Origin of the sequence: Staphylococcus pseudoxylosus, assembly GCF_003697915.1 — a bacterium.
Classification (GTDB): Bacteria; Bacillota; Bacilli; order Staphylococcales; family Staphylococcaceae; genus Staphylococcus; species Staphylococcus pseudoxylosus.
Genome location: NZ_RCVN01000001.1, coordinates 81,673 through 106,696, shown reverse-complemented (window position 1 = coordinate 106,696; position 25,024 = coordinate 81,673). Strand labels below are relative to the sequence as shown.

Annotated in this window: 28 protein-coding genes; all 28 read left to right on the top strand. The window is 32.4% G+C overall.

Annotated elements, in window-relative coordinates:
- Positions 1-333: 333 nt before the first annotated feature.
- The 28 genes from alaS (at position 334) to holA (ending at position 25,019) form a co-directional block, all read left to right on the top strand.
- Positions 334-2,964 carry an alanine--tRNA ligase gene (gene alaS, locus D9V42_RS00555; RefSeq protein ID WP_122062437.1) on the top strand — a complete coding sequence of 877 codons (2,631 nt, stop codon included), beginning with the start codon at positions 334-336 and terminating at the stop codon, positions 2,962-2,964.
- Between the two features lie 68 nt (positions 2,965-3,032).
- Positions 3,033-3,293, top strand: coding sequence for an IreB family regulatory phosphoprotein (locus D9V42_RS00550; protein WP_017724647.1), 261 nt, complete (start codon positions 3,033-3,035; stop codon positions 3,291-3,293).
- Between the two features lie 3 nt (positions 3,294-3,296).
- Positions 3,297-3,725, top strand: a complete 429-nt coding sequence (gene ruvX, locus D9V42_RS00545; RefSeq protein WP_017724646.1) for a Holliday junction resolvase RuvX — start codon at positions 3,297-3,299, stop codon at positions 3,723-3,725.
- A gap of 16 nt (positions 3,726-3,741) precedes the next feature.
- Positions 3,742-4,068 carry a DUF1292 domain-containing protein gene (locus tag D9V42_RS00540; RefSeq protein WP_017724645.1) on the top strand — a complete coding sequence of 109 codons (327 nt, stop codon included), beginning with the start codon at positions 3,742-3,744 and terminating at the stop codon, positions 4,066-4,068.
- A 654-nt stretch (positions 4,069-4,722) separates the two neighbouring features.
- On the top strand, positions 4,723-5,364 hold the full coding sequence (locus D9V42_RS00535; protein WP_122062435.1) for an O-methyltransferase: 642 nt from the start codon (positions 4,723-4,725) through the stop codon (positions 5,362-5,364).
- The gene (locus D9V42_RS00530; RefSeq protein WP_122062433.1) at positions 5,361-6,284 is read left to right on the top strand and encodes a peptidase U32 family protein; all 924 of its coding nucleotides are present in this window, start codon (positions 5,361-5,363) and stop codon (positions 6,282-6,284) included. The genes D9V42_RS00535 and D9V42_RS00530 overlap by 4 nt, the downstream gene beginning before the upstream one ends.
- Before the next feature lie 13 nt (positions 6,285-6,297).
- Positions 6,298-7,566, top strand: a complete 1,269-nt coding sequence (locus D9V42_RS00525) for a peptidase U32 family protein (RefSeq protein WP_411775545.1) — start codon at positions 6,298-6,300, stop codon at positions 7,564-7,566.
- Positions 7,566-8,189 carry a uridine kinase gene (gene udk, locus D9V42_RS00520; protein WP_017724641.1) on the top strand — a complete coding sequence of 208 codons (624 nt, stop codon included), beginning with the start codon at positions 7,566-7,568 and terminating at the stop codon, positions 8,187-8,189. Before D9V42_RS00525 ends, udk begins: the two co-directional genes overlap by 1 nt.
- Positions 8,190-8,216: 27 nt before the next feature.
- On the top strand, positions 8,217-8,693 hold the full coding sequence (gene greA, locus D9V42_RS00515; RefSeq protein WP_017724640.1) for a transcription elongation factor GreA: 477 nt from the start codon (positions 8,217-8,219) through the stop codon (positions 8,691-8,693).
- Between the two features lie 307 nt (positions 8,694-9,000).
- A complete protein-coding gene (gene pxpB, locus D9V42_RS00510; RefSeq protein ID WP_122062431.1) occupies positions 9,001-9,723 on the top strand; it encodes a 5-oxoprolinase subunit PxpB in 723 nt (240 codons plus the stop codon).
- A 1-nt stretch (position 9,724) separates the two neighbouring features.
- The gene (locus tag D9V42_RS00505; protein ID WP_122062429.1) at positions 9,725-10,723 is read left to right on the top strand and encodes a 5-oxoprolinase subunit C family protein; all 999 of its coding nucleotides are present in this window, start codon (positions 9,725-9,727) and stop codon (positions 10,721-10,723) included.
- A gap of 2 nt (positions 10,724-10,725) precedes the next feature.
- Positions 10,726-11,166: an acetyl-CoA carboxylase biotin carboxyl carrier protein gene (locus D9V42_RS00500; protein WP_122062427.1), complete on the top strand. Its 441-nt coding sequence runs from the start codon at positions 10,726-10,728 to the stop codon at positions 11,164-11,166.
- Positions 11,167-11,188: 22 nt separating this feature from the next.
- The gene (locus tag D9V42_RS00495) at positions 11,189-12,550 is read left to right on the top strand and encodes an acetyl-CoA carboxylase biotin carboxylase subunit (RefSeq protein ID WP_122062425.1); all 1,362 of its coding nucleotides are present in this window, start codon (positions 11,189-11,191) and stop codon (positions 12,548-12,550) included.
- The gene (pxpA, locus tag D9V42_RS00490) at positions 12,547-13,305 is read left to right on the top strand and encodes a 5-oxoprolinase subunit PxpA (RefSeq protein ID WP_107530721.1); all 759 of its coding nucleotides are present in this window, start codon (positions 12,547-12,549) and stop codon (positions 13,303-13,305) included. Before D9V42_RS00495 ends, pxpA begins: the two co-directional genes overlap by 4 nt.
- A gap of 3 nt (positions 13,306-13,308) precedes the next feature.
- Positions 13,309-14,541, top strand: coding sequence for an NRAMP family divalent metal transporter (locus D9V42_RS00485; RefSeq protein ID WP_122062423.1), 1,233 nt, complete (start codon positions 13,309-13,311; stop codon positions 14,539-14,541).
- Positions 14,542-14,769: 228 nt separating this feature from the next.
- Positions 14,770-15,456, top strand: coding sequence for a 5'-methylthioadenosine/S-adenosylhomocysteine nucleosidase (mtnN, locus tag D9V42_RS00480; protein WP_122062421.1), 687 nt, complete (start codon positions 14,770-14,772; stop codon positions 15,454-15,456).
- Positions 15,457-15,471: 15 nt separating this feature from the next.
- Positions 15,472-15,999 (top strand): YqeG family HAD IIIA-type phosphatase, encoded by a 528-nt coding sequence (locus D9V42_RS00475; RefSeq protein ID WP_017724632.1) that lies wholly within the window; start codon positions 15,472-15,474, stop codon positions 15,997-15,999.
- A complete protein-coding gene (gene yqeH / locus D9V42_RS00470; protein ID WP_122062419.1) occupies positions 16,000-17,106 on the top strand; it encodes a ribosome biogenesis GTPase YqeH in 1,107 nt (368 codons plus the stop codon).
- A 12-nt stretch (positions 17,107-17,118) separates the two neighbouring features.
- Positions 17,119-17,916: a shikimate dehydrogenase gene (gene aroE, locus D9V42_RS00465; protein ID WP_122062417.1), complete on the top strand. Its 798-nt coding sequence runs from the start codon at positions 17,119-17,121 to the stop codon at positions 17,914-17,916.
- An 11-nt stretch (positions 17,917-17,927) separates the two neighbouring features.
- Positions 17,928-18,218 (top strand): ribosome assembly RNA-binding protein YhbY, encoded by a 291-nt coding sequence (yhbY, locus tag D9V42_RS00460; protein ID WP_017724629.1) that lies wholly within the window; start codon positions 17,928-17,930, stop codon positions 18,216-18,218.
- Positions 18,218-18,790 carry a nicotinate (nicotinamide) nucleotide adenylyltransferase gene (gene nadD, locus D9V42_RS00455; protein ID WP_107556094.1) on the top strand — a complete coding sequence of 191 codons (573 nt, stop codon included), beginning with the start codon at positions 18,218-18,220 and terminating at the stop codon, positions 18,788-18,790. Before yhbY ends, nadD begins: the two co-directional genes overlap by 1 nt.
- Complete coding sequence (yqeK, locus tag D9V42_RS00450) at positions 18,780-19,364, top strand: bis(5'-nucleosyl)-tetraphosphatase (symmetrical) YqeK (protein ID WP_122062415.1); 585 nt, start codon at positions 18,780-18,782, stop codon at positions 19,362-19,364. The genes nadD and yqeK overlap by 11 nt, the downstream gene beginning before the upstream one ends.
- A complete protein-coding gene (rsfS, locus tag D9V42_RS00445) occupies positions 19,365-19,718 on the top strand; it encodes a ribosome silencing factor (protein WP_029377151.1) in 354 nt (117 codons plus the stop codon).
- Between the two features lie 2 nt (positions 19,719-19,720).
- The gene (locus D9V42_RS00440) at positions 19,721-20,437 is read left to right on the top strand and encodes a class I SAM-dependent DNA methyltransferase (RefSeq protein WP_122062413.1); all 717 of its coding nucleotides are present in this window, start codon (positions 19,721-19,723) and stop codon (positions 20,435-20,437) included.
- A gap of 48 nt (positions 20,438-20,485) precedes the next feature.
- Complete coding sequence (locus tag D9V42_RS00435; protein WP_122062411.1) at positions 20,486-21,199, top strand: ComEA family DNA-binding protein; 714 nt, start codon at positions 20,486-20,488, stop codon at positions 21,197-21,199.
- Positions 21,200-21,283: 84 nt separating this feature from the next.
- The gene (locus D9V42_RS00430; protein ID WP_017724623.1) at positions 21,284-21,745 is read left to right on the top strand and encodes a ComE operon protein 2; all 462 of its coding nucleotides are present in this window, start codon (positions 21,284-21,286) and stop codon (positions 21,743-21,745) included.
- A 4-nt stretch (positions 21,746-21,749) separates the two neighbouring features.
- Complete coding sequence (locus tag D9V42_RS00425) at positions 21,750-23,972, top strand: DNA internalization-related competence protein ComEC/Rec2 (protein ID WP_244204764.1); 2,223 nt, start codon at positions 21,750-21,752, stop codon at positions 23,970-23,972.
- A gap of 72 nt (positions 23,973-24,044) precedes the next feature.
- Positions 24,045-25,019 (top strand): DNA polymerase III subunit delta, encoded by a 975-nt coding sequence (holA, locus tag D9V42_RS00420; protein ID WP_122062409.1) that lies wholly within the window; start codon positions 24,045-24,047, stop codon positions 25,017-25,019.
- Positions 25,020-25,024 lie beyond the last annotated feature (5 nt).

Below are 25,024 nucleotides of genomic sequence, written 5' to 3'. Positions count from 1 at the left end.
TAAATACAATATAAATAACTTCGCATGAAGATAAGTAAACTATGTTTTATCCCAAGAGATGTACTGGTTGGTGAAAAGTACAATGAATATAGTTGAAAGCTACTTTGTGTCAGTAAGCATAATAACTAATTGAGTGATAAGTGTATGTTAGTAAATTTGTTAAGACTGTTGAATTGCATCATTTTAACAACGACGTCTATAAAGATTTACTGATGCTTATAACTAGGGTGGTACCGCGAAACGTTCGTCCCTTTTATGAGGATGGGCGTTTTTTATTTTCATTTTTTATGAATTACTGTTATAACTTGAGTTGAGATGGAGGAAATTTAAGGTATGAAAAACTTAAAAGCAAGTGAAATTAGACAAAATTTTATCGATTATTTTGTAGAACAAGGTCATATGGTTGAACCATCAGCACCATTAGTTCCAATTGATGATGATTCTTTACTATGGATTAATTCTGGCGTAGCAACGTTAAAAAAATATTTTGATGGTAGGGAAACGCCAAGAAAACCACGTATTGTGAATTCACAAAAAGCAATTAGAACAAATGACATTGAAAATGTAGGGTTTACTGCACGTCATCATACATTTTTTGAAATGTTAGGTAATTTCTCAATTGGTAATTATTTTAAAAAAGAAGCAATTGAATTTGCATGGGAATTTTTAACTAGTGAGAAATGGATGGCCATGGACCCTAAAATGTTATATGTGACTGTACATCCAGAAGATATTGAAGCGTATCGTATATGGAATGAGGACATTGGCTTAGAGGAAAGTAGAATTATTAGAATTGAAGGAAATTTCTGGGACATTGGTGAAGGTCCTTCAGGTCCTAATACAGAAATTTTCTATGATCGTGGAGATAGTTATGGTAAAGATGATCCAGCTGAAGAAATGTATCCAGGTGGAGAGAATGAACGTTTCCTTGAAGTTTGGAATTTAGTGTTTAGTGAATTTAACCATAATAAAGACCACACATATACACCCCTCCCAAATAAAAACATTGATACGGGTATGGGATTAGAAAGAATGGCGTCATTAGCTCAAAATGTACGTACAAATTATGAAACAGATTTATTCATGCCAATAATCCGTGAAGTAGAAACACTATCAGGGAAAAAATATTTAGAAAAAGATGCATATGACGTTGCATTTAAAGTTATATCAGATCATATTCGCACGATTGCATTTGCAATTGCTGACGGTGCATTACCAGCTAATGAGGGCCGTGGTTATGTATTACGTCGCTTGTTACGTCGTGCGGTGAGATTTAGCCAATCTTTAGATATCAATGAACCATTTATGTATCAATTAGTTGATATAGTTGCTGAAATTATGGAACCATATTATCCAAATGTAAAAGAAAAGTCTGATTTTATTAAACGTGTAATTAAATCTGAAGAAGAACGTTTCCACGAAACATTAGAAGAAGGGCTTGCTATTTTAAATAATCTTGTGGCTCAAGCAAAAGAACAATCTAATGAAATTAGTGGTAAAGATGCTTTTAAACTGTATGATACTTACGGGTTCCCTGTAGAACTAACTGAAGAGATTGCAACACAAGAAAATTTAACAGTAGATATGGCCACATTTGAATCTGAAATGCAGCAACAAAGAGATAGAGCTAGACAAGCAAGACAAAATTCACAATCAATGCAAGTGCAAAGTGAAGTATTGAAGAAAATTACGACTGAAAGTAAGTTTGTTGGTTATGATGTAATGGACAGAGCTACTACAATAACTGATATCATTTATAATGGCGAATTAGTTGATACTGCAGAAGCTGGTGAGATTGTTTACTTCATCCTTAAAGAGACGCCATTTTATGCAGTAAGTGGTGGTCAAGTTGCCGATCAAGGTAAAGTAAGTAATGAAAACTTTGAAATTGCAGTAACTGAAGTTACGAAAGCACCTAATGGCCAAAACTTACACAAAGGTGAAATTCAATTTGGTACAGTAAAAACAAATGCAGAAGTTTCTGCAAGTGTTAACCATAAAGACCGTAGTGCAATTAAGAAAAACCACAGTGCAACACATTTATTACATGCAGCATTAAAAGAAGTGTTGGGCGAACACGTTAATCAAGCTGGTTCATTGGTTGAAGCAGAGCGTTTAAGATTTGATTTTTCACATTTCGGCCCTATGACTCAAGAAGAAATTGATCAAGTAGAACGCAGAGTTAATGAAGAAATATGGAACAGCATTGAAGTTAATATCCAAGAAATGCCTATAGAAGAAGCTAAACAAATAGGTGCTATGGCTTTATTTGGTGAGAAATACGGTGATGTAGTCAGAGTAGTAAATATGGCACCATTCTCAATTGAGTTGTGTGGCGGTATTCATGTTAATAACACTTCTGAAATCGGTCTATTTAAAATCGTAAGTGAATCTGGTACTGGTGCTGGAGTTAGACGAATAGAAGCTTTAACTGGTAAATCAGCTTTTCTATATTTAGAAACGATACAATCGCAATTTAATGCTGTTAAAACTCAAGTGAAAGTTAAAACAGATGACCAAGTATTAGATAAAGTAATACAAATGCAAACAGAAGAAAAAGAATTAGTGAAACAACTAGAACAAAAAAATAAAGAAGTTACTTCACTGAAGATGGGAGACATTACAAACCAAGTTGAAGAAATTAACGGTTTGAAATTCCTTGCTACCGAAGTTGAAGTGCCTAACGCTAAAGCTATACGTGAAACGATGGACGACTTCAAATCAAAATTACAAGATACAGTGATAGTACTCGTTAGTAATGTAGATGGCAAAGTATCTTTAGTAGCAACTGTACCAAAAGCGTTTACTGATAGAGTAAAAGCTGGTGATATTATTAAAAATATGGCACCAATTGTAGGTGGTAAAGGTGGAGGTCGCCCAGACATGGCTCAAGGTGGCGGAACTCAGCCAGAAAACATAACAGAAGCATTACGATTTATTAAAGATTACATTAAATCGCTATAACTTCAAGCCATTCTCATGTAGAATGAGAATAAGAACTTTTTTATCTCGATACAAAAGGAGTGTTGTACATGGAAAATTTTGATAAAACAATGAAATTTAATTATGATGAAATTCCAAAAGAAGATGTCAAAACAGTGTTACAAAATGTCTATAATACGTTGAAAGAAAAAGGATATAATCCAGTAAATCAAATCGTAGGTTATCTACTCTCAGGCGACCCTGCCTATATTCCACGTCATAATGAAGCTAGAAATCAAATACGTCGCATTGATCGTGATGATATTATGGAAGAATTAGTTTCTAGTTATTTACAAGAGAAAACTAACTAATTTATGTTAAAACATAAAATTATTGGTTTAGATGTAGGTAGTAAAACTGTTGGCATTGCAATAAGTGATCTTATGGGTTGGACAGCCCAAGGATTAGATACACTCCGTATAGACGAAGAAAAAAATGAATTAGGTATAAATCAACTTGTAGATATTATACAAAAAGAGAAAGTTGGTACCGTAATTATCGGATTACCAAAAAACATGAACAATTCTATTGGATTTCGAGGCGAGGCTTCGTTACAATACAAGGAGCAACTTCAAGAAGCACTGCCATCATTAGAGATAATCATGTGGGATGAACGCTTAAGCACTATGGCTGCAGAACGTTCACTGCTTGAAGCAGATGTTTCTAGACAGAAACGAAAAAAAGTAATCGACAAAATGGCTGCGGTCTTTATATTGCAAGGCTATTTAGACTCATTACAATAAAAAGGAGCGTTTAATTATGACTGAACACAATCACGATTCTCAATTAGAAATTAACAACGAAGAGGAATTACTTACTCTATACGATGAGGAAGGTAATGAAGTCTTATATCGTAAAGTATTAGAATTCTTCCACCCAGAATTTAAAAAAGAATATGTAATTCTTGCTGAAGAAGGCGCAGAATCTGATGATGATGATTTAATAGAATTGGTACCAATGATTAATGAACCAGATGAAAATGGTGAAGGTGGTAAATTCTTACCTGTAGAAACAGATGAAGAGTGGGACATGATTGAAGAAGTAGTTAATACTGAAATGGACGATCATGACCACGATCACGAGTAATAGATAATAATTAATTAAGATGCGTAAAAGCATAAGAATTTGGAATTGAAATATCTATTTTTAAAATAAGAGGGCTAATCCGTAAGGGATTAGCCCTCTTTTATATTTAAAATCTTAAAAATTTGATCAAGTATGGTCCCTTTGGATATGATTTTGAGCTTATGATCGATACTGTAATCCTCATCAATTATTTCTTTCAGTTATTAGTAAATTAGTAGAGTATGTAATATTTATGCAAAGACATATGTTGGTCTATGCTTTGAAATAATTATAGATTAACTTTAAAATGAGGCATTTTTTGTAATTATATTATGACTCGATTCTAATTTTATTACCAATGGAAAATACAATCTTAATTACTATGAATCATAGATAAAACAATGACCGGTATGATAATTCAACTTTTTAATTTAGTATTCACTGTGACTTTACACTTATATTCTCTATTTGTTTGTGATAAAATATATAAAGTTAAATTTGTGCGTACATACATAAAAGAAAAAGTTTTATACTGAATCATAATTAAAATAAATACGCATATTGAATTTAGGATTTAATATTTTGTTTAAATTATTTAATCAGTCACTAAATGACTGATTTATTTTATTGCTTGAATCCAAAGTATGATTTTACAACAAAGGAAGTTATGAAGAAATGGATAATAATCAATCCTATTTATTAAATTTACACCAGCAAACCGATGAAAATATAGAATCTCTAAGAACGTTTGCAGAGGAAAATAATGTCCCAATTGTAGATAGACTGACGCTTGAGATGATAAAACAAGTAATCAGATTACATAAACCAACAAACATATTAGAAATTGGTACTGCTATAGGCTACAGCGCAATGCAATTTGCTTCGATATCTAAAGAAATTCAAGTGACGACAATAGAACGTGATGAAGAAATGATAAATAAAGCAAAAGAAAATATAGAATTATTTGGTTTTAATAACCAAGTAAAACTAATTGAAGGCAATGCGTTAAAACAGTTCAATAAGGTGAACGATCGAACGTATGATATGATATTTATTGATGCTGCTAAAGCGCAATCAAAGAAATTTTTTGAACTTTTTACGCCAATCTTAAAAGATGGTGGTGTTGTGATTACGGATAATGTTCTATACCACGGTTTTGTTTCGGATATATCCGTGGTACGCACACGTAATGTACGTCAAATGGTTAAAAAAGTAATAGAGTATAACGAATGGTTAATTAATCATGAAGGTTACACAACTAATTTTTTAAACATAGATGATGGTTTAGCAATTTCAATTAAAGGAGAATCACAATGACAGAATTATTAGTTACACCCAAATCTGTTAAACATATTGAAGCGTTAATTGAAAAAGGCGCTGATGCATTTGTGATAGGTGAGCAGAAATTTGGATTGAGGCTTGCTGGTGAATTTAATAGAGAGGCTATGCGAGAAGCTGTGAATTTGGCACACAGTAATGGTAAAAAGGTTTACGCAGCCGTCAATGGGCTTTTTCACAACTATCATTTAAATGCCGTTGAATCCTATATAGAATTTTTGCACGAAATTAAAGTTGACCGCATTATTTTTGGTGACCCAGCTGTAATTATGTTTGTTAAAAATCAAGATAACCCGATTCCACTTAATTGGGATGCTGAAACGTTAGTGACAAATTATTTTCAGTGTAATTATTGGGGGAAAAAAGGCGCCAAACGTGCTCAGTTAGCAAGAGAATTGAATTTAGAAGAAATACTAAATATAAAAGCTAATGCAAATGTGGAAATTGAAGTACAAGTCCATGGTATGACATGTATGTTTCAATCTAAGCGTATGTTGTTAGGTAACTATTACACATTCCAAGAACGACAATTAAAGATTGAGCGTAATCTAGAAGCTGATGAATTATTGTTATATGACGAGGAACGTGATAACAAATATCCAGTCTTCGAAGATTATAATGGCACTCATATCATGTCTCCACATGATATATGTTTAATAGAAGAATTAGAACCTTTATTAGAGGCTGGTATAGATGCACTGAAAATAGATGGTGTGTTACAGTCAGAAGAATATATAAACGTGTGTACTGAACAATATAGAGAAGCCATTGATTTATATAATGAAGATCCTGAAGCTTATGAAGATGAAAAATTTATGCTTGTTGATCCAATAGAAGCAATACAACCAGAACATCGCCCATTTGATGAAGGTTTCTTATATAAACAAACAGTATATTAATGGAGGTTGAACAGTGGAAATTTTAGAAGAAATTAATATTCAACATAAGCCTAAAATGAAAAAGCCTGAACTTCTTGCACCAGCTGGAAATTTAGAAAAACTGAAAATCGCCGTACATTATGGTGCAGATGCTGTTTTTTTGGGTGGACAAGCATATGGTTTGAGGTCAAACGCCGATAATTTTACATTAGCAGAAATAAAAGAAGGCGTTGAATTTGCCAAACGGTATCAAGCTAAAATTTATGTTACTACGAACATAATCGCTCATGATGAAAACATGGAAGGTCTAGATGACTATTTACGTGACTTAGCATTGGCGGGTGTTACAGGGATCATTGTTGCAGACCCGTTAATTATTGAGACTTGTAAAAGTGTTGCGCCAGAACTAGAAATTCATCTATCTACACAACAATCACTTTCAAATTATAAAGCGGTTGAATTTTGGAAAGAAGAAGGTCTAGACCGAGTTGTTTTAGCACGTGAAACCGGTGCAATGGAAATGAAAGAAATGAAAGAGCAAGTAGACATCGAGATTGAGTCATTTATACATGGCGCTATGTGTATTGCTTATTCAGGAAGATGTACTTTAAGTAATCATATGACTGCAAGAGATTCAAACAGAGGTGGTTGTTGTCAAAGTTGCCGTTGGGATTATGATTTACTGCAAGTGGAATCTGACGGGGAATTAGACTTATATTATCGAGATGAGGAAGTCACACCATTTGCAATGAGCCCGAAAGATTTAAAATTAATAGAATCTATTCCAAATATGATGGATATTGGTGTTGATTCATTGAAAATAGAAGGGCGTATGAAGTCAATTCACTATATTGCTACAGTTGTTTCTGTTTATAGAAAAGTGATTGATGCTTATGCCGATGACCCTCAAAATTTCAAAATCAAACCAGAGTGGTTGATAGAATTAGATAAATGTGCCAATAGAGATACTGCTTCTGCTTTTATAGAAGGTACACCTGGTTATGAAGAGCAGATGTTTGGACATCAGAATAAGAAAAATTCAGCTTATGATTTCTGTGGATTAGTATTAGATTATGATGAGAAAACTAAGATTGCAACGATTCAACAACGAAATAAATTTGAGCCTGGACAAGAAATAGAATTTTTTGGCCCAGAAATTGAGACTTTTCGACAAGTTGTAGAGACAATTTATGACGAAGAGGGTAATGAACTTGATGCTGCCCGTCACCCATTACAAATTGTGCAAATTAAAGTTAATCATCCAATTTATGCAAATAACATGATGAGAAAGGAAATTGGATAATGAAAAGTACAACAATAATCGGTATAGCTGGTGGGTCTGGATCAGGTAAAACATCAGTCACAAATGAAATTATGAAAAATTTAGAAGGTCATAGTGTTGCACTATTGGCTCAAGACTATTATTATAAAGACCAATCGCATTTAACTTTTGATGAACGTTTGGAAACCAATTATGACCATCCTTTCGCTTTTGATAATGATTTGTTAATTGAAAATTTAACCGACTTACGAAATGGTAAACAGGTTGAAGTGCCAACATACGATTATACAAATCATACAAGAAGTGAGGAAACGATTGCATTTGAGCCAAAAGATGTTATTATCGTAGAAGGTATATTTGCGCTTGAAAACAAAACATTAAGAGATTTAATGGATGTAAAAATTTATGTCGATACAGATGCTGATTTACGTATATTAAGACGTCTTCTTAGGGACACTGAAGAAAGAGGACGTACAATGGATTCTGTAATCAATCAATATCTAAATGTAGTTCGACCAATGCACAATCAATTTATAGAACCTACAAAAAGATACGCAGATATCATTATTCCAGAAGGTGGAAGTAATAAAGTAGCGATCGATATAATGACAACTAAGATTCAAACTTTAGTAAGTAAACAATAGTATTTATATGTAAAGGAAGATGACATAATGGAAAATCAAAAACAATATCCAATGACTCAAGAAGGATTTGAAAAGTTAGAAAATGAACTTGAAGAGTTAAAAACAGTTAAGCGACCTGAAGTCGTTGAAAAAATTAAAGTTGCACGTTCTTTCGGAGATTTATCAGAGAACTCAGAGTACGATGCAGCTAAAGATGAGCAAGGTTTTATTGAACAAGATATCCAACGTGTAGAACATATGTTACGTAATGCACTTATTATTGAAGATAATGGCGATAATAACCAAGTGCAGTTAGGTAAAACTGTAACTTTTGTAGAATTACCTGGCGATGAAGAAGAAGAATATCAAATTGTCGGTTCTGCAGAATCTGATGCTTTTAAAGGGAAAATCTCTAACGAATCACCAATGGCAAAAAGCTTGATTGGGAAAAAATTAGATGATGAAGTACGTGTACCATTACCAAATGGTGGAGAAATCAACGTGAAAATTGTTAATATTAAATAATATAATTAAGTACCCCCTAGCAGTGTCTTTACTGTTGGGGGGTACTTAAAATATATTGTAGTGTTTCTATACTAATGTATTGCATTTTAAAGAATAACATTAAAAGTTATTTAATAGTATATTGATAAAAAATGACTCTACTTAATAATTAAACATTAAGGTTTTATGTATTTGCATTTATTATTATTGTTGATAATTATTTACTATTAAACAGGAAAATAAAATGAATGATATAATGATAACGTTAATCTCGTAATTAAGTTTTTATTTAAAATTAATTGCAGAAAGCATAAAGGGGGATACGTTTCTGGAGTATAAATTAATAAACGAACAAACTATTATGATTTATTTCGAAGCTCAAATAAATCAAGATATTTTTAATAAAGTTCAACAAGTCAAACAGTATATTATAAATCAAAAACATCCTGCAATTATAGATATTGTACCGAGCTATAGAGCGATTATGCTTAATATTGATATCGCACAATGCGATGTTAAACAAGTAGTTGAAGCGCTTAAATTGGACCAATCAGACAACGAATTGGAAGCGCATACAAACGGGGAAGCTAAGCAAATCAATATCCCTGTACTTTACGGCGGAGCGTATGGTCAAGATCTAAGTGAAGTTGCTTCATATAATAATTTATCAGAAGAAGAAGTTGTGCAATTACATACAGATAATACATATTTAATATATATGCTTGGCTTTATGCCTGGTTTTCCATTTTTAGGAGGTTTGAATCCACAGTTACATACTCCAAGAAGGCAGGAACCAAGAACAAGTATACCTGCTGGTTCAGTTGGTATTGCTAATAATCAAACTGGTTTATATCCAAAGGAATCACCGGGAGGATGGCAGATAATTGGTCGTACACCAATTCGAGTATTCGATATTAATCGCACTCCGATGTGCTTATATAATTCAGGAGATACAATTAAGTTTTATTCAATTGATGAAGAAACATTTGAGCATATACAACAGTCACAACTACAAGATGATTTTGAAATTGCAAAGTGGGTGAATAGATAGTATGAGTATTAAAATATTAAATCCTGGCTTATTTAGTACAGTTCAAGATTTAGGTAGAATTGGTTATCAAGACCAAGGTTTTTCAACAGCTGGTGCACTAGATACTTATGCTTTAAGAATAGGGTATACATTAATAGGTAATGAAGGACCGGCCATTGAATTCACGATAATTGGGCCGACAATACAATTTCTAAACGATAATACATTTGTGTTAACAGGTGGGCATTTTGAAGCGACATTAAACGATCAAACTATCTCTCATCAAACAGTTATTTTTGTTGAGAAGGGTGATGAATTAAAAATAGGGTCAGTTGTTGATGGGGCAAGAGGATATATATTGTTCGGGAAACCACTCGAGATACCAAAAATAGCCAATAGTTATTCAACACATACCAGAAGTAAGATAGGTGGCTATCATGGCAGAGCATTAAAATCTTCTGATGTAATCACATGTCAACAAAATAAAATGTACACAGAACGGATAGGTTTGAGTTGTCCAGGTGAGGCGTTAAATCAAGAATTAATTCATATAATAGAAGGTCCTCAAATAGAGCATTTTAGTAATGAAGCTAAACAAAAGTTAGTAAACGAAGTCTTTGAAATTTCAGAAAAATCAGACCGTATGGGTTTTCGTTTACAAGGTGAAAACATTGCCCCAATGGAATCTGCAGATATCATTTCTGAACCTGTAGCTTTGGGTAGTATTCAAGTTCCAAATGATGGTAATCCTATTATTTTATTAAATGATAAACAAACGGTTGGTGGTTATACTAAAATTGCAACAGTGTGTGCTGCCGATTTACCGATACTTGCGCAGAAAAAACCTATTGAAACGATTAAATTTGAATGGGTAACGGTAGCAACAGCTACAGAAAAGCTAAAGGAAAAAGAGCAAGCGTTTAATGAAAAGCAAAATCAAATATTAAAAGCACCTATTTTCGATATATCTCAACTGAGAAAAACTTCTAATCGAATTAATAAATTACTTAAAGGAGAATAATAATGAATTTAGAAAAAGTAGAACAATTAATTAAATTGGTTAAATCAAATGAAGTTAAGAAATTCAGCTATAAAGATTTTGAACATGAAATATCAATAGATTTTACAGAAGGCGTAGCTAATCATGTTGTTTCAAACCAACCATCTAATCAGTCGGGTGAAACATATTCGAACAATGCGTCTAATGATGAAACAAACGAATCAAATTATCAATCAGTTAAATCACCTATGGTCGGAACATTTTTCTTGCAAGATGAGAAAGAGTTAACCAACCCAATCGTAAATGTTGGTGACGAAATTAAAAAAGGAGATACGATTGGTTACATAGAAGCGATGAAAGTTTTAAATGAAGTAGTAAGTGATGTTTCTGGCGTGGTTGATGAGATTCTTATCGAGCACGGGTCTAATGTTGAATATAATCAACAGATTATAAAAGTGAAATAAGTTTGTAAAAAGGGGTGTTTGTATGTATCGTTGTTTAATCGCAAACAGAGGTGAAATTGCAGTAAGAATTATTCGAGCTTGTAGAGAACTTGATATTGAAACGGTTGCAATATACGCTCTAGGTGACGAGAAAAGTTTACATGTCAGTTTAGCGGATCAAGCAGTTTGTATTGGTGACGCTAATCCATTAGAAAGTTATTTAAATCAGGACAGAATTATAAGTGCAGCTAAAATTACAGGTGCAAATGCGATTCACCCGGGTTATGGATTTCTATCAGAAAGTTCATCTTTTGCAAAAAAAGTAGAAGAAAATGATATCTACTTTATAGGTCCTACGCAAAAAACGATGGAAATGATGGGAGATAAAATTACAGCAAGGCAAACTGTAGATAATGCAGGCGTACCAATTATTCCAGGATCGACTAAAGCTGTAGAATCAATTGAAGAGGTGCAAAACATTGCACAAGAAATTGGTTACCCACTTGTGTTGAAAGCTGCTAGTGGTGGCGGTGGTAAAGGGATTAGAATTGTTAAAACTGAAGATATGCTTGCTAAATCTTTTAAAGAAGCAAAAAGCGAAGGAAAAAAATATTTTGATGATGATCGTATTTATGTAGAAGCCTTTATACCAGTTGCAAAACATGTTGAAGTTCAAGTAATAGGCGATGGGAACGAAAATTACATACATTTAGGCGAAAGAGATTGTTCAGTACAAAGAAAAAATCAGAAGTTGATCGAAGAATCACCATGTGCAGCTATAACTGATGAAATGAGGGCATCTATGTGTTTAGATGCAGTTAAGGTTGCGAAAGCTTCAAATTATAGGAGCGCAGGCACAATAGAATATTTAGTTACTAAAGATGCATACTATTTCATTGAGATGAATGCGCGTATTCAAGTAGAGCATACTGTAACTGAAATGAGAGCTAATCGAGATTTATTACAGGCGCAACTTTATTTGATGCAGCATGGTACTTTGCCATTTGAGCAAGAAGACATTATTTTTGATGGTCACGTAATAGAAGCAAGAATTAATGCTGAAAATCCAGAAAGACAATTTCAACCTTCACCAGGGACAGTCCAATCTTTACATTTACCACAAGGTTTTAATATTCGTGTGGATAGTTTGTTATATCATGGGTACACAGTTTCCCCTAATTATGATTCGTTGGTTGCTAAGGTTATTGTTAAATCATCGACTCGCCAATTAGCAATTAAGAAATTGAAAGTAGTACTTGATGAAATGGTGATAGATGGATTTACTACCACCGCAGATTTCCTATATGCTGTATTATCATATCCTTTGTATGCAGAAGGAAATGCTGAAGAAGTAGATATCAAGTTTTTAGATAGGCATCAAATCATTAAGGAGGAAACAAAATGAAAGTGGATTTAAATTGCGATTTAGGAGAAGCATTTGGTAATTATTCTTTTGGTGGCGACAAAGATATTATTCCACTCGTTACATCAGCAAATATAGCTTGTGGTTTTCATGCTGGTGATCAACATGTTATGAATCAAACGATTGCACTCGCAAAACAACATAATATTGGAATTGGTGCACATCCAGGTTTACCAGACTTGCAAGGGTTTGGTCGCAGAAATATGGATATTACGCCGAATGAGATTTACGATATTGTAGTTTATCAACTAGGTGCACTTTATGGATTTTGTAAAATCCATGATGTTTCAATGAATCATGTGAAACCTCATGGAGCGCTATATCAAATGGGGGCAAGAGATAAAGCAATTGCACAAGCAATTGCACAAGCAGTTTATGACTTTGATGAATCACTGATATTTGTTGGACTATCAAATACATTGCTTATATCAGAAGCTAAATCAGTAGGATTAGCAACTGCTTCAGAAGTGTTTGCTGATAGACGCTATGAAGATGATGGACAGCTTGTAAGTAGAAAAGATGCCAATGCACTTATTACAGATACAAATGAAGCTATCGAACAAGTTATAAATATGGTAAAATCACAAAAAGTTATTACCAAAAATAACAATACAATAGATATAGAAGCAGATACTATTTGCGTACACGGGGATGGTGCGCATGCGCTTGAATTTGTATCGCAAATAAGAGAAAGATTGTCGAAAGAAGGTATTTCTATTTCAAGGCTGGAGGGCTAAATTATGGGGGAAAGATTAAAGTCAGATGAGCAAGAATTTAAGTTTACTAAGAATCACAAAAGACTACTATTAGGGTCAGTATTTTTAATGGCGACTTCCGCAATAGGACCAGCATTTTTAACACAAACTGCTGTCTTTACTGCGCAATTTGCTTCAAGTTTTGCATTTGCCATTTTGCTATCAATAATTATTGATATAGGTGCACAAATTAATATTTGGCGTGTGCTAGTTGTAACCGGAAAACGAGGACAAGAAATAGCTAATGAAATATTCAATGGACTAGGAACATTTATTTCTATTCTTATTGCAATAGGTGGTCTCGCATTTAACATCGGTAATATTGCTGGTGCTGGACTAGGACTAAATGCCATATTTGGCTTAGATGTTAAAATTGGTGCAGCCATTACCGCCGTCTTATCAATCGGTATATTTATTAGTAAAAGCGGACAGAAAATAATGGATATAGTTACAATGTTCTTAGGTGTATTGATGATTATTGTAGTAGCATTTGTTATGTTCAAGGCGAATCCACCTTATGCTGAAGCGGCTAAGCATTTAGTAATGCCTGAACAACCACTTGCACTAGTCTTGCCTATTATTACTTTAGTCGGTGGTACGGTTGGTGGTTATATTACTTTTGCAGGAGCACATAGAATATTAGACTCAGGCATTCAGGGGAAAGCATACTTACCATTTGTAAATAAAGCAGCCATCTCAGGTATTTTAACAACAGGTGTTTTAAGAACATTGCTATTCTTAGCAGTACTAGGTGTAGTAGTTACCGGTGTAACATTAAACTCAGAAAATCCACCAGCTTCTGTGTTTGAACATGTTCTAGGACCGATAGGACGTAATATCTTTGGTGTTGTATTATTTGCTGCAGCCATGTCATCAGTTATTGGTTCTGCATATACGAGTGCTACGTTCTTAAAAACACTTCATAAATCAGTCTATAATAAAACAAATATCATTGTAATTAGTTTTATTGTGTTTTCAACTTTAGTATTCTTATCATTAGGTAAGCCTGTAACACTATTAATAGTTGCAGGGGCATTAAATGGTTTGATTTTACCAATTACGTTAGGTACAATATTGATTGCTAGTAAACGTAAATCTATAGTCGGAGATTATAAGCACCCGACATGGATGTTGATTTTCGGTATTGTTGCAGTCATAGTAACTATAGTGACGGGCGTGTTCTCATTACAAGGACTCACTGAATTATTTGGTAGTTAATAAATAATTTTATAAACCCTGTAAGTATTGTCATTGACGCATACTTACAGGGTTTTAACTATGAAACGGTCACAATTAAATAGGATAGAAATGATTTATATTAAAAATCGAAATAGTTAATGAATTGAATATTTGGAATTTGAATAAAAACATAGAACTAATATCGAGCTATTCCTTTAAATGTGGTAGAATAACTAAGGCTAGGATTTTAAGATGAGGTGAATGAATGTGATTGGTATTATAGGTGCTATGGAAGAAGAAGTAGCAATCTTAAAAGATAAAATAAAAAATTTAGAAGAAATTAAAATCGCGCATGTAATCTTTTATAAAGGGAATTTAGAAGGTAAAGACATAATTCTTACACAAAGTGGTATTGGTAAAGTGAATGTAGCGATTTCAACTACATTATTAATTAATCAATTTAAGCCTGACTTAATTATTAATACAGGTTCTGCCGGTGCACTAGACAAATCATTAAATGTAGGAGACGTTGTCGCAAGTGATATGGTTGCCTATCATGATGCAGACGCAAGAGCTTTTGGCTATCAACTAGGACAAATCCCACAAATGCCGGCACAATTTGTTGCAGATAAAGCATTAATAAACAAAGCAATTGAAGCTATTGAGCAACAACAAATCAATGCCAAGACAGGCTTAATCGTTAGTGGCGATAGTTTTATTGGTACTAGTGAACAACGAATGGCAATTAAAACAAACTTTCCTCAAGCTATGGCAGCGGAAATGGAAGCTACTGCGATTGCACAAACTTGTCATCAATTCAACATGCCATTTATAATTACTCGTGCAATTTCAGATTTAGCAGATGGCGATGCGGGTATTACATTTGAAGCATTTTTAGAAAAAGCAGCAATATCTTCAAGTGAAATCGTAGAACACTTAATTAAAACTATATAAAAAGGTGAAAATAAAATGGGTATGATAAAGCATTATTTTATGCCAAATGAATATGTTCAATCTATTTTTCAAATAGATATTGAAAAACTTGCAGCATCTGGTGTTAAAGGTATAATTACAGATTTAGATAATACACTTGTAGGATGGGATGTAGCAAATCCAACAGAGGCTGTTAAACAATGGTTTGAACAAGCAAAAGAAGCAGGTATTACAGTAACAATTGTTTCTAATAATAATAAACAACGTGTTGGAAGTTTTTCAGAATCATTAAAAGTTGATTATATATTTAGGGCGAAAAAACCAAGAGGTAGAGCTTTTAACCAAGCATCAAAATTAATGAATTTGAAGCCTTCTGAGATTGTAGTAATAGGAGATCAAATGCTAACAGACGTATTTGGTGGTAATAGAAGAGGCTTATTTACAATTATGGTTGTTCCTGTAAAACAAACAGATGGCTTTATAACAAAATTCAACCGTTTAATCGAGCGAAGATTGTTACAACATTTTAGAAAAAAAGGTTATATTACATGGGAGGAAAACTGATTGGCTGAAACTGAAATATTGAAATGTATTGGTTGTGGTGCTCCATTACAAGCTGAAGATCCAAATGCGCCCGGTTATGTACCAGAACATAATTTATACCGCGAGGATGTCATTTGTAAGAGATGCTTTAGATTGAAGAATTACAACGAAGTACAAGATGTAGGGTTAGATAGTGAAGACTTCTTAAAATTACTCAATGGCTTAGCTGATAGAAGCGGAATTGTTGTGAATGTAGTTGATGTATTTGATTTTGAAGGTTCATTTATTAATGCAATTAAACGTATTGTAGGTAACAAAAAGATTATTTTAGTAGCCAATAAAATAGATTTATTACCTAAACAAATTAATAAGCGTCGTGTGAAAGAGCGGCTGAAAAAGACTGCTAGAAAATATGGCCTAGAAGCTGATGATGTTGTACTTATTTCTGCTGAGAAAAATGAAGGGATTGAAGATTTATTAAATTCAATAAATACATTAAGAAACAGTGAAGACGTATATATTGTAGGTACGACAAATGTAGGGAAATCAACGCTTATTAATAAATTAATTGAACGAAGTGTTGGCGAAAAAGACGTAGTTACAACATCAAGATTTCCAGGTACGACTTTAGATATGATTGATATTCCTTTAGATGATACTTCTTTCATGTACGATACACCTGGCGTAATTCAAGAACATCAGATGACACATTATGTCACTGAAAATGAACTTAAGACAATCATGCCGAAAAAGGAAGTTAAACAACGTATATACCAATTGAATGAAGGTCAAACCCTATTCTTTGGTGGACTAGCAAGAATCGATTACGTGAGTGGTGGGAAACGGCCACTAGTCTGTTATTTTTCTAATGAATTAAATATACATCGTACCAAAACTGAAAATGCCAATGAATTATGGCGTAATCAGTTAGGTGCTGTGCTTGCGCCACCTAATAACCCAGAGCATTTTGACTTACAAAATGTTAAAGCGGTAAGGTTGGAAACTGGAAAAGAAAAACGCGACGTGATGATTTCTGGTTTAGGGTTTATTACAATTGATGAAGGTGCTAAAGTTATCATTCGCGTACCTAAAAATGTTGATGTAGTATTAAGAAATTCAATAATGTAAGGTGGCATAAACATGAAATATGCGGTAATAGGTAACCCAATAGTACATTCATTATCCCCAATCATGCATAATGCGAATTTTAAAGCGTTAAACAATCCATCATCTTATGAAGCAATCAATATACCAGAAGACCAATTTCACCTAATCAAAGAAATTATTAATGAAAAAGCACTTTCTGGATTTAATGTGACGATTCCTCATAAAGAAAATATATTGCCATATCTAGATGAAATAGATGATCAATCCAAGACAGTTGGCGCAGTTAATACAGTGAAAATTGAAGATGGTAAATGGATTGGCTACAATACAGATGGTATTGGGTATGTAACGGGCTTAAAACAGGTATATCCAGATTTGGAAAATGCTTATATATTAATTTTAGGTGCTGGCGGTGCAAGTAAAGGTATTGCAAATGAATTAGTTAAGCATGTACACTCTAAATTAACAATTGCTAATAGAACTTTGAAACGTTTTGAAAATTGGGATTTAGATGTGAACCAAATTACTTTGGAAGAAGCAGAACAAGCGCTAGATGAATTTGATATTGTGATTAATACAACACCGGCCGGTATGCATGAAAACAAGGAAGTAGTTATTAATCTAGATCATTTAGATTCGCGAACTTTAGTTAGTGATATTGTGTATGTACCTTTTAAAACGCCAATTTTAGAAATAGCAGAAGCGAAAGGAAATCCAATTCACAATGGCCTTGATATGTTTGTATATCAAGGAGCAGAGAGTTTTAAAATATGGACAAATGAACTACCTCAAATCCAAATTATGAAAGAGGCAGTTTTAAAGCATTTATAAAGGAGCTAATTATGTTAACAGGTAAGCAAAAAAGATTTTTACGCAGTAAAGCCCATAATGTCGACCCAACTTTTCAAATAGGTAAAGCGGGTATAAATGATAATATGGTAGATCAACTACAAGATATTTTAGAAAATAGAGAACTCATTAAAATACATGTGTTACAAAATAATTCTGAAGATAAAAATGATTTAGCACAGACTTTAAGCGATGCAACGCGTAGTGACATTGTGCAAGTAATCGGGTCTATGATTGTGTTGTATAAAGAATCTCAAGACAATAAGCAAATTCAATTACCATAATGACAAAATCAATCGTAATATATGGTGGGCAGTTTAACCCGATTCATCTTGCTCACATGGTAGTAGCTAGTGAAGTTAATGATGTCATTAAACCGGATGTATTTTATTTTTTACCAAGTTATATGTCACCTTTAAAGGTTCATGATGATTTCTTAGACGCAAATCATAGGGTTACAATGATACACAATGTTATTAAGGAACTTGGATTCGGCGAAGTTTATCTAGACGAAATAGAGCGAAAGGGACAGAGCTATACATTTGATACCGTTCGTTCGATGTTAGAAGAAAATCCCGAAGCTAAAATATATTTGGTGATTGGCACTGATCAGTATGATCAGCTAGATAAGTGGTATAAAATAGATGAATTAAAAGAGCTCATCACATTTGTAATTGTTAATAGAGACAAGGCACAACAAAGTGTTGATGCAGATATGATAGCAATTACAATCCCGCGTATTGATATTAGTTCAACGTTAATTAGAGATAGAATAAAATCTAATAGGAATATTCAGGTTTTGGTTCCTACAAGTGTTGAACAATATATCCGAGAGGAAGGATTATATGAAAATTGATCAAGCAGTTGAAATTGTTAAGGAAAAATTACCTGAAAAAAGGTTTAACCATTCATTAAGAGTAGCAGAAACAGCTGTGAAATTAGCAGAAATTTATGATGGTGACAAAGATAAAGCTGAGCTTGCAGGTATTTTACATGATTATTCAAAGTACGATGACCTAGGTTCAATGTATCAAATTGTTACACAACAAGATTTAGATCGCAATTTACTAAGTTATGGCTCTGAAATATTACACGGGCCAGTTTGTGCAGTGATTATGAAAGAACACTATGGTATTAATGATGAAGAAGTATTACTCGCAATTAAAAATCATACGACTGGCCGTGCTCAAATGACGAAAACCGAAAAACTTGTATTTATTGCAGATTATATAGAACCGGGCCGTCAGACCCCAGGCGTTGAAGAAATTAGAGATTTAGCATACAATCAAGGTAGCTTAGATAAAACGATTTACGAAATATCTAAGCGAACAGTGTTATATTTAATTAATAAAGATATTAATGTTTATGACGCAACGATTGCATGTTTAAATTATTATAATTACAGTGACGAAAGAGTAAAGGATGATTAGATGAAATCAGATCAACTATTAAAGCTAGCTGTCGAAGCAACAGAGAATAAAAAAGCAGAAGATATTATTTCATTAAACATGAAAGGTATTAGCGATATGACAGATTATTTCGTAGTTTGTCACGGAAATAATGAAAAACAAGTTCAATCAATCGCACGTGCAGTTAAAGACGTAGCTAACGAAGCAGAAATTGAAGTTAAGCGTATGGAAGGCTTTAATGAAGCGAGATGGATTCTTATTGATTTAGCAAATGTAGTCGTACACGTTTTCCACAAAGACGAAAGAGATTATTATAATATTGAAAAATTATATAGAGACGCACCATTAGAATCATATAGACAGGTAGTATATTAATTATGTCTCAGTATGAAGAAATGAGCTTGTTTTACGATCAGTTAACGCTTGATCAACCTTATGAGTCTTGGTTAGAGATTGTAAATTATTTTGCAGAAGATAAAGGCTCTATCCTAGATATAGGATGTGGTACAGGTAGCTTAACGTCATTATTTAATGAATTTAAACAAGTGACTGGTATGGACCTCAGTATCGATATGCTCGCGATAGCAGCACAAAAATCAGAACATGTTAATTGGCTAGAAGGCGATATGACTGATTTTCAACTCAACACATCATTTGATGTTATCACTATTTTTTGCGATTCATTAAATTATTTACCTGAGACAGAGCATGTTGTTGCTACTTTCAAACGTGTTTTCGAGCATTTAGATAATAATGGAGTATTTATGTTTGATGTGCACACAAGTTTTAAAATGGATACTTTATTTAATAATCAAAGTTATATTGATGAATCGGATGATGTATTTCTTGGATGGGAAGCTGTTAAAGGTGAAGAACCATTAAGTGTATGGCATGATATGTCATTTTTCATTAGGCAATCTGATGGTAAGTATAATCGATTTGATGAATCTCACTATCAGCGTACCTACCTAGAATCAGAATACAAGGAAATGCTTGCCCAAGTAGGTTTTAAGGATATTCAGACATTTGTAGATTTTGAAATTGATAATCATGATGCTGAAGGACACCGCTTGTTTTTCATTGTTAAAAAATAAAAGTAAAATCACTCCTTTGTACGTGTATTGTATAAAGGAGTGATTTTTATGTTCTTTCAATGGGAAAGATGGAAAGAAATTTGTATCAAATATAAAATTATATTTAGCTTTATTTCAATCGTTTTATTACTAACACTTATTTTGTTAGTCAATAAATTTATTCATATGGATGACAAAAAGATGAACGAAATTTCAACAGTATCTATAAATAAAGTTGCAAGTGAATCTCAATCTAAAGAAACTGAATCCAATATTAATCGAAAAGAAAAACCCAGAAAATCCGAAAATGAAGTTATTATTGTAGATGTAAAAGGTGCGGTTAAACATCCTAATATCTACGAAATGAAGTCTACAGATAGAGTCAAACAGTTATTAGATAAAGCACAGATTTTGGATAATGCAGATCTTTCAACTATTAACCTTGCAGAAAAGTTGTTGGATCAAAAAGTTGTATATATTCCCAAAAAGGGAGAAACACCAGTCGCAAATACTAATGGTTCAAGTAAATCAAATAACCACCAACAAGACCAAACACCAGCTTTGAAAACTGAAATGAACGATAGCCAACAAGGGAAAATAAACTTAAATAGTGCTAGCGAAACTCAATTATTAAGTGTAAATGGTATTGGTCCTACAAAAGCTAAATCTATTATTGAATATAGAGAGCAACATGGGAATTTTGAATCAGTGGAGCAATTGAAAGAAGTTAAAGGCATAGGATCAAAAACACTGGAAAGGATCAGTGATTACTTTGTAGTTTAAGTTTTTGTTGCATTTTTAAATGATACAAATTAACCTATAATTAAATCAAAATCATATTTTAATCAAAAGACGGAGGCTAACATCATGGATCGCATTAAATGGGAAGAATATTTTATGGCACAAAGTCATTTATTGGCACTACGCTCTACGTGTCAACGCTTATCAGTAGGTGCTACTGTTGTAAAGGATAATAGAATTATAGCTGGAGGATACAATGGGTCTGTTTCAGGTGAGGTTCATTGCATTGATGAAGGTTGTTTATTAGAAGATGGCCACTGTATACGTACTATACATGCTGAAATGAATGCATTATTACAATGTGCTAAACAGGGAGTATCTACTGATGGTGCAACAATTTATGTTACGCATTTTCCTTGTTTGAATTGTACGAAGTCAATTATACAAGCAGGAATCAAAACAATTTATTACGCTGAAGATTATCACAATCATGATTATGCGTTGAAATTATTAGATCAATCAGGTATCGAACACACGAAAATCCCTTTCAACCAAGAACATGTAGCACAATACTTAATGAATCAATAACTTCTTGATTTTTTATGCATTAGCATATTTAGTTGGTATTTTATGGCTACATGTCAAATCATTGTCGATGCTGATCTTTGTAATCCTAATGGTAATAGGTACTAGAAAAAGGTTAAGATGGTTTCAAATACTATTCATTATATTAATACCAATATTATCAAATGTTTATTTTCAATATCATTTAAAAGTGACAGTTGAACAACAAAACTTTTTAACGAAACAACCAGTGCATACTCAAGCTTATTTTATAAATAAGCCAAATTTGAACAATAAAAAGTTAACAGGAAATGTCAAAATAGGAAAGCGTACATTTAAATATTATTATCAAATAAAAAGTGAAAATGCTAGGGGAGTACAATCAAAAATTGTTCGGCAAAATTGCAAAATTGATGCTATATTTAAGTCGTACAGCAATCACCCGTACAGCCAATTATCACTTTTTATAAATAATATTGATTTTAATAGTTGTTATAAACCTAAAAGAGATTATTCATATATTTTAGATTATCACAAGCAGTACGTATTAGAACGACTTAAGCATTTACACATTGAATCTACGGGTAAAATTTTTGCACTTATAAGTGGTGACGTATCAGAAATTAGTAAAGACGACATTGATAAATATAAGGATATTGGGATATATCATTTATTAGCCATTAGTGGCATGCATATAGGTACATTAACAAGCATATTATATTTTTTGTTAAACCATATGAAATGGCCAATTGTTATCATTAAAATAGCCATTTGCGTTATTTTACCATTATATGTTTTTTATATAGGTTTAGCTCCAAGTGCTATAAGAGCAACTATGACTTGTCTCTTATTAATTATATTATCTAAATCAATTGCAAAAAATGCGCTTAATATACTATCACTATCATTTATTTTTATGACTTCGCTTCATCCACCTTTTGTTTATCATTTAGGCTTTCAATTCTCTTTTCTTATCACATTTTTTATTTTGTTCGCTCTCCCAATATTAGAAAAAGCTCATTTGATAAAAAATATTTTCTATCTATCTTTAATTGCGCAACTGGGTTCATTTATGATAAGTGCTATTTATTTTAATCATATTCAATGGATTGGTATTATAACTAACCTCTTTTTTGTACCTTTCTATACATTTATTCTATTTCCATTTGTTATAATCATCTTTATCCTCTTACATTTCCCCCTAGAACTAAGCTTCCTTATCACACCACTAAATTTATTGATGATGTTCCACGATGTAGCTATCAATCTATTCATATACATGAACATTTATAAATGGCATGTACCTGAACTTAATGAAATATTTATTACTTTAACTTTCGTTACAGTTTTTATAGCATTAGTTTTTTTAGTTCATAAATATTATGTATGTTTTATCATAACTGTGATTATTTTGTATATCATTTCTACAATCATGCCACATGATGATTCTTATAAATTAACAATGTTAAATGTGAATCAAGGTGATGCATTTCTATTCGAGACAAATGAACGAGAAAGCATACTTATTGATACTGGTGGCACATCGAAGGGCTCAGCTATGGATTCAGCAATGAAAGAAAATCATAATATAGCTGAATATCATATAATACCTACACTTAAAAAGCACGGTCTAACATCTTTAGATTATATTATTATTTCACATCCCCATGTAGATCATATGGGTGAATTAAGTTACTTAATAACTAAGTTCAAGATAAAAAATATAATCATTAATACAACAAGTTTTAACATAAATAAATTAAAGACTTTAATCCACCAAAGTGAGAGAAATCATATAAAACTGATTGATTTTAAAAATATACAGCAATTTAACCTAGGTAAAGCAAATATTACTTTGCTTGATTCAACAATTAAGCATTCAGAGGATTTAAATGAACATTCTATTGTAACTTTTATAGAATATAATAAGATTAAAATGTTGTTTATGGGAGATGCTACCACTAATAATGAACAAATACTTTTGCGTAATTTTAAATTGCCAAAGATAGATATACTAAAAGTGGGTCACCATGGAAGTAAAACAAGTACTAGCAATGAATTTATACAAAAAATACAACCAACCATTTGTCTTGTTTCTGTAGGTAAGACCAATCGATATCATCTACCCAACCAAGAAGTTATAAATAAATTAAAAAGGTTAGGTTCTCATGTTTTCCAATCAAATGAGTATGGAGAGGTAACTATAAAATTAAATTCCAAATTAACTATAAATACCGAAATGAACCAATGATTTTATGTAGAGAGATCAACCTCTCCGTGCTATAATAATTAAATGCGTAATAGTGATGAAAGGGTGCTGAAGATGAGCGATAAGATTATTACAATTTACGGTGAAGTACCTGAACTTATTGAAAAAAAGTCAGCTGAAGTTATTAACCGTTACTTGAATGCCCCTAAAGATGATTTTAACTTTGTTAAATATAATTTATATGAAAGTGATTTATCTCCTATAATTGAAGAAACACTAACCTTACCATTTTTTTCTGACAAAAAAGCAGTATTAGTTCAAAACGCATATGTGTTTACAGGCGAAAAAGCGCCAAAAGACCTAAATCATAATACTGATCAACTTATTGAATTTATTGAAAAATACGATGGGGAAACTTTAATAATATTTGAAGTCTATCAATCAAAATTAGATGAAAGAAAAAAGTTAGTTAAAACTTTAAAGAAACACGCCAATTTAATCAAAATTGAACAAATGACCGAAGAAGAGATAAAAAAATGGATAAAAAATGAACTTCACGAAAATTACAAAGATATAAAACAAGATGCGTTAGACTTATTTTTAGAACTTACGGGTATTAATTTTAATATTGTAAAGCAAGAGCTTGAAAAAGTAATACTATTTTTAGGTGATAGAGCAACGATTAATAAGCAAGATGTACATCAAATTGTTAATAGAAGTTTAGAACAAAATGTTTTTTTATTAACTGATTATATTCAGAAAAATAAAAAATCCCAAGCTATACAATTGCTGAAAGACTTGATAGCAATGAAAGAAGAGCCAATTAAATTATTAGCATTAATTACAAGTAATTATCGCTTGTTTTATCAATGTAAAATATTAGGACAAAAAGGCTACAGTGGCCAACAAATAGCTAAAACAATCAATGCACATCCATACCGTGTTAAATTGGCTTTGAACCAATCAAGAAATTATCAATTAGAGAAATTATTAAACATAATTGATACATGTGCAGAAACAGATTATAAATTGAAGTCATCATATATGGATAAACAATTGATTTTAGAACTATTTATATTGTCACTTTAATTATA

Bases quoted from the DNA above. Each gene is read 5' to 3' on its own strand.
- alaS (WP_122062437.1), top strand. From the start codon at position 334: ATGAAAAACTTAAAAGCAAGTGAAATTAGACAAAATTTTATCGATTAT.
- D9V42_RS00550 (WP_017724647.1), top strand. From the start codon at position 3,033: ATGGAAAATTTTGATAAAACAATGAAATTTAATTATGATGAAATTCCA.
- ruvX (WP_017724646.1), top strand. From the start codon at position 3,297: ATGTTAAAACATAAAATTATTGGTTTAGATGTAGGTAGTAAAACTGTT.
- D9V42_RS00540 (WP_017724645.1), top strand. From the start codon at position 3,742: ATGACTGAACACAATCACGATTCTCAATTAGAAATTAACAACGAAGAG.
- D9V42_RS00535 (WP_122062435.1), top strand. From the start codon at position 4,723: ATGGATAATAATCAATCCTATTTATTAAATTTACACCAGCAAACCGAT.
- D9V42_RS00530 (WP_122062433.1), top strand. From the start codon at position 5,361: ATGACAGAATTATTAGTTACACCCAAATCTGTTAAACATATTGAAGCG.
- udk (WP_017724641.1), top strand. From the start codon at position 7,566: ATGAAAAGTACAACAATAATCGGTATAGCTGGTGGGTCTGGATCAGGT.
- greA (WP_017724640.1), top strand. From the start codon at position 8,217: ATGGAAAATCAAAAACAATATCCAATGACTCAAGAAGGATTTGAAAAG.
- D9V42_RS00505 (WP_122062429.1), top strand. From the start codon at position 9,725: ATGAGTATTAAAATATTAAATCCTGGCTTATTTAGTACAGTTCAAGAT.
- D9V42_RS00500 (WP_122062427.1), top strand. From the start codon at position 10,726: ATGAATTTAGAAAAAGTAGAACAATTAATTAAATTGGTTAAATCAAAT.
- D9V42_RS00495 (WP_122062425.1), top strand. From the start codon at position 11,189: ATGTATCGTTGTTTAATCGCAAACAGAGGTGAAATTGCAGTAAGAATT.
- pxpA (WP_107530721.1), top strand. From the start codon at position 12,547: ATGAAAGTGGATTTAAATTGCGATTTAGGAGAAGCATTTGGTAATTAT.
- D9V42_RS00485 (WP_122062423.1), top strand. From the start codon at position 13,309: ATGGGGGAAAGATTAAAGTCAGATGAGCAAGAATTTAAGTTTACTAAG.
- D9V42_RS00475 (WP_017724632.1), top strand. From the start codon at position 15,472: ATGGGTATGATAAAGCATTATTTTATGCCAAATGAATATGTTCAATCT.
- aroE (WP_122062417.1), top strand. From the start codon at position 17,119: ATGAAATATGCGGTAATAGGTAACCCAATAGTACATTCATTATCCCCA.
- yhbY (WP_017724629.1), top strand. From the start codon at position 17,928: ATGTTAACAGGTAAGCAAAAAAGATTTTTACGCAGTAAAGCCCATAAT.
- nadD (WP_107556094.1), top strand. From the start codon at position 18,218: ATGACAAAATCAATCGTAATATATGGTGGGCAGTTTAACCCGATTCAT.
- yqeK (WP_122062415.1), top strand. From the start codon at position 18,780: ATGAAAATTGATCAAGCAGTTGAAATTGTTAAGGAAAAATTACCTGAA.
- rsfS (WP_029377151.1), top strand. From the start codon at position 19,365: ATGAAATCAGATCAACTATTAAAGCTAGCTGTCGAAGCAACAGAGAAT.
- D9V42_RS00440 (WP_122062413.1), top strand. From the start codon at position 19,721: ATGTCTCAGTATGAAGAAATGAGCTTGTTTTACGATCAGTTAACGCTT.
- D9V42_RS00435 (WP_122062411.1), top strand. From the start codon at position 20,486: ATGTTCTTTCAATGGGAAAGATGGAAAGAAATTTGTATCAAATATAAA.
- D9V42_RS00430 (WP_017724623.1), top strand. From the start codon at position 21,284: ATGGATCGCATTAAATGGGAAGAATATTTTATGGCACAAAGTCATTTA.
- holA (WP_122062409.1), top strand. From the start codon at position 24,045: ATGAGCGATAAGATTATTACAATTTACGGTGAAGTACCTGAACTTATT.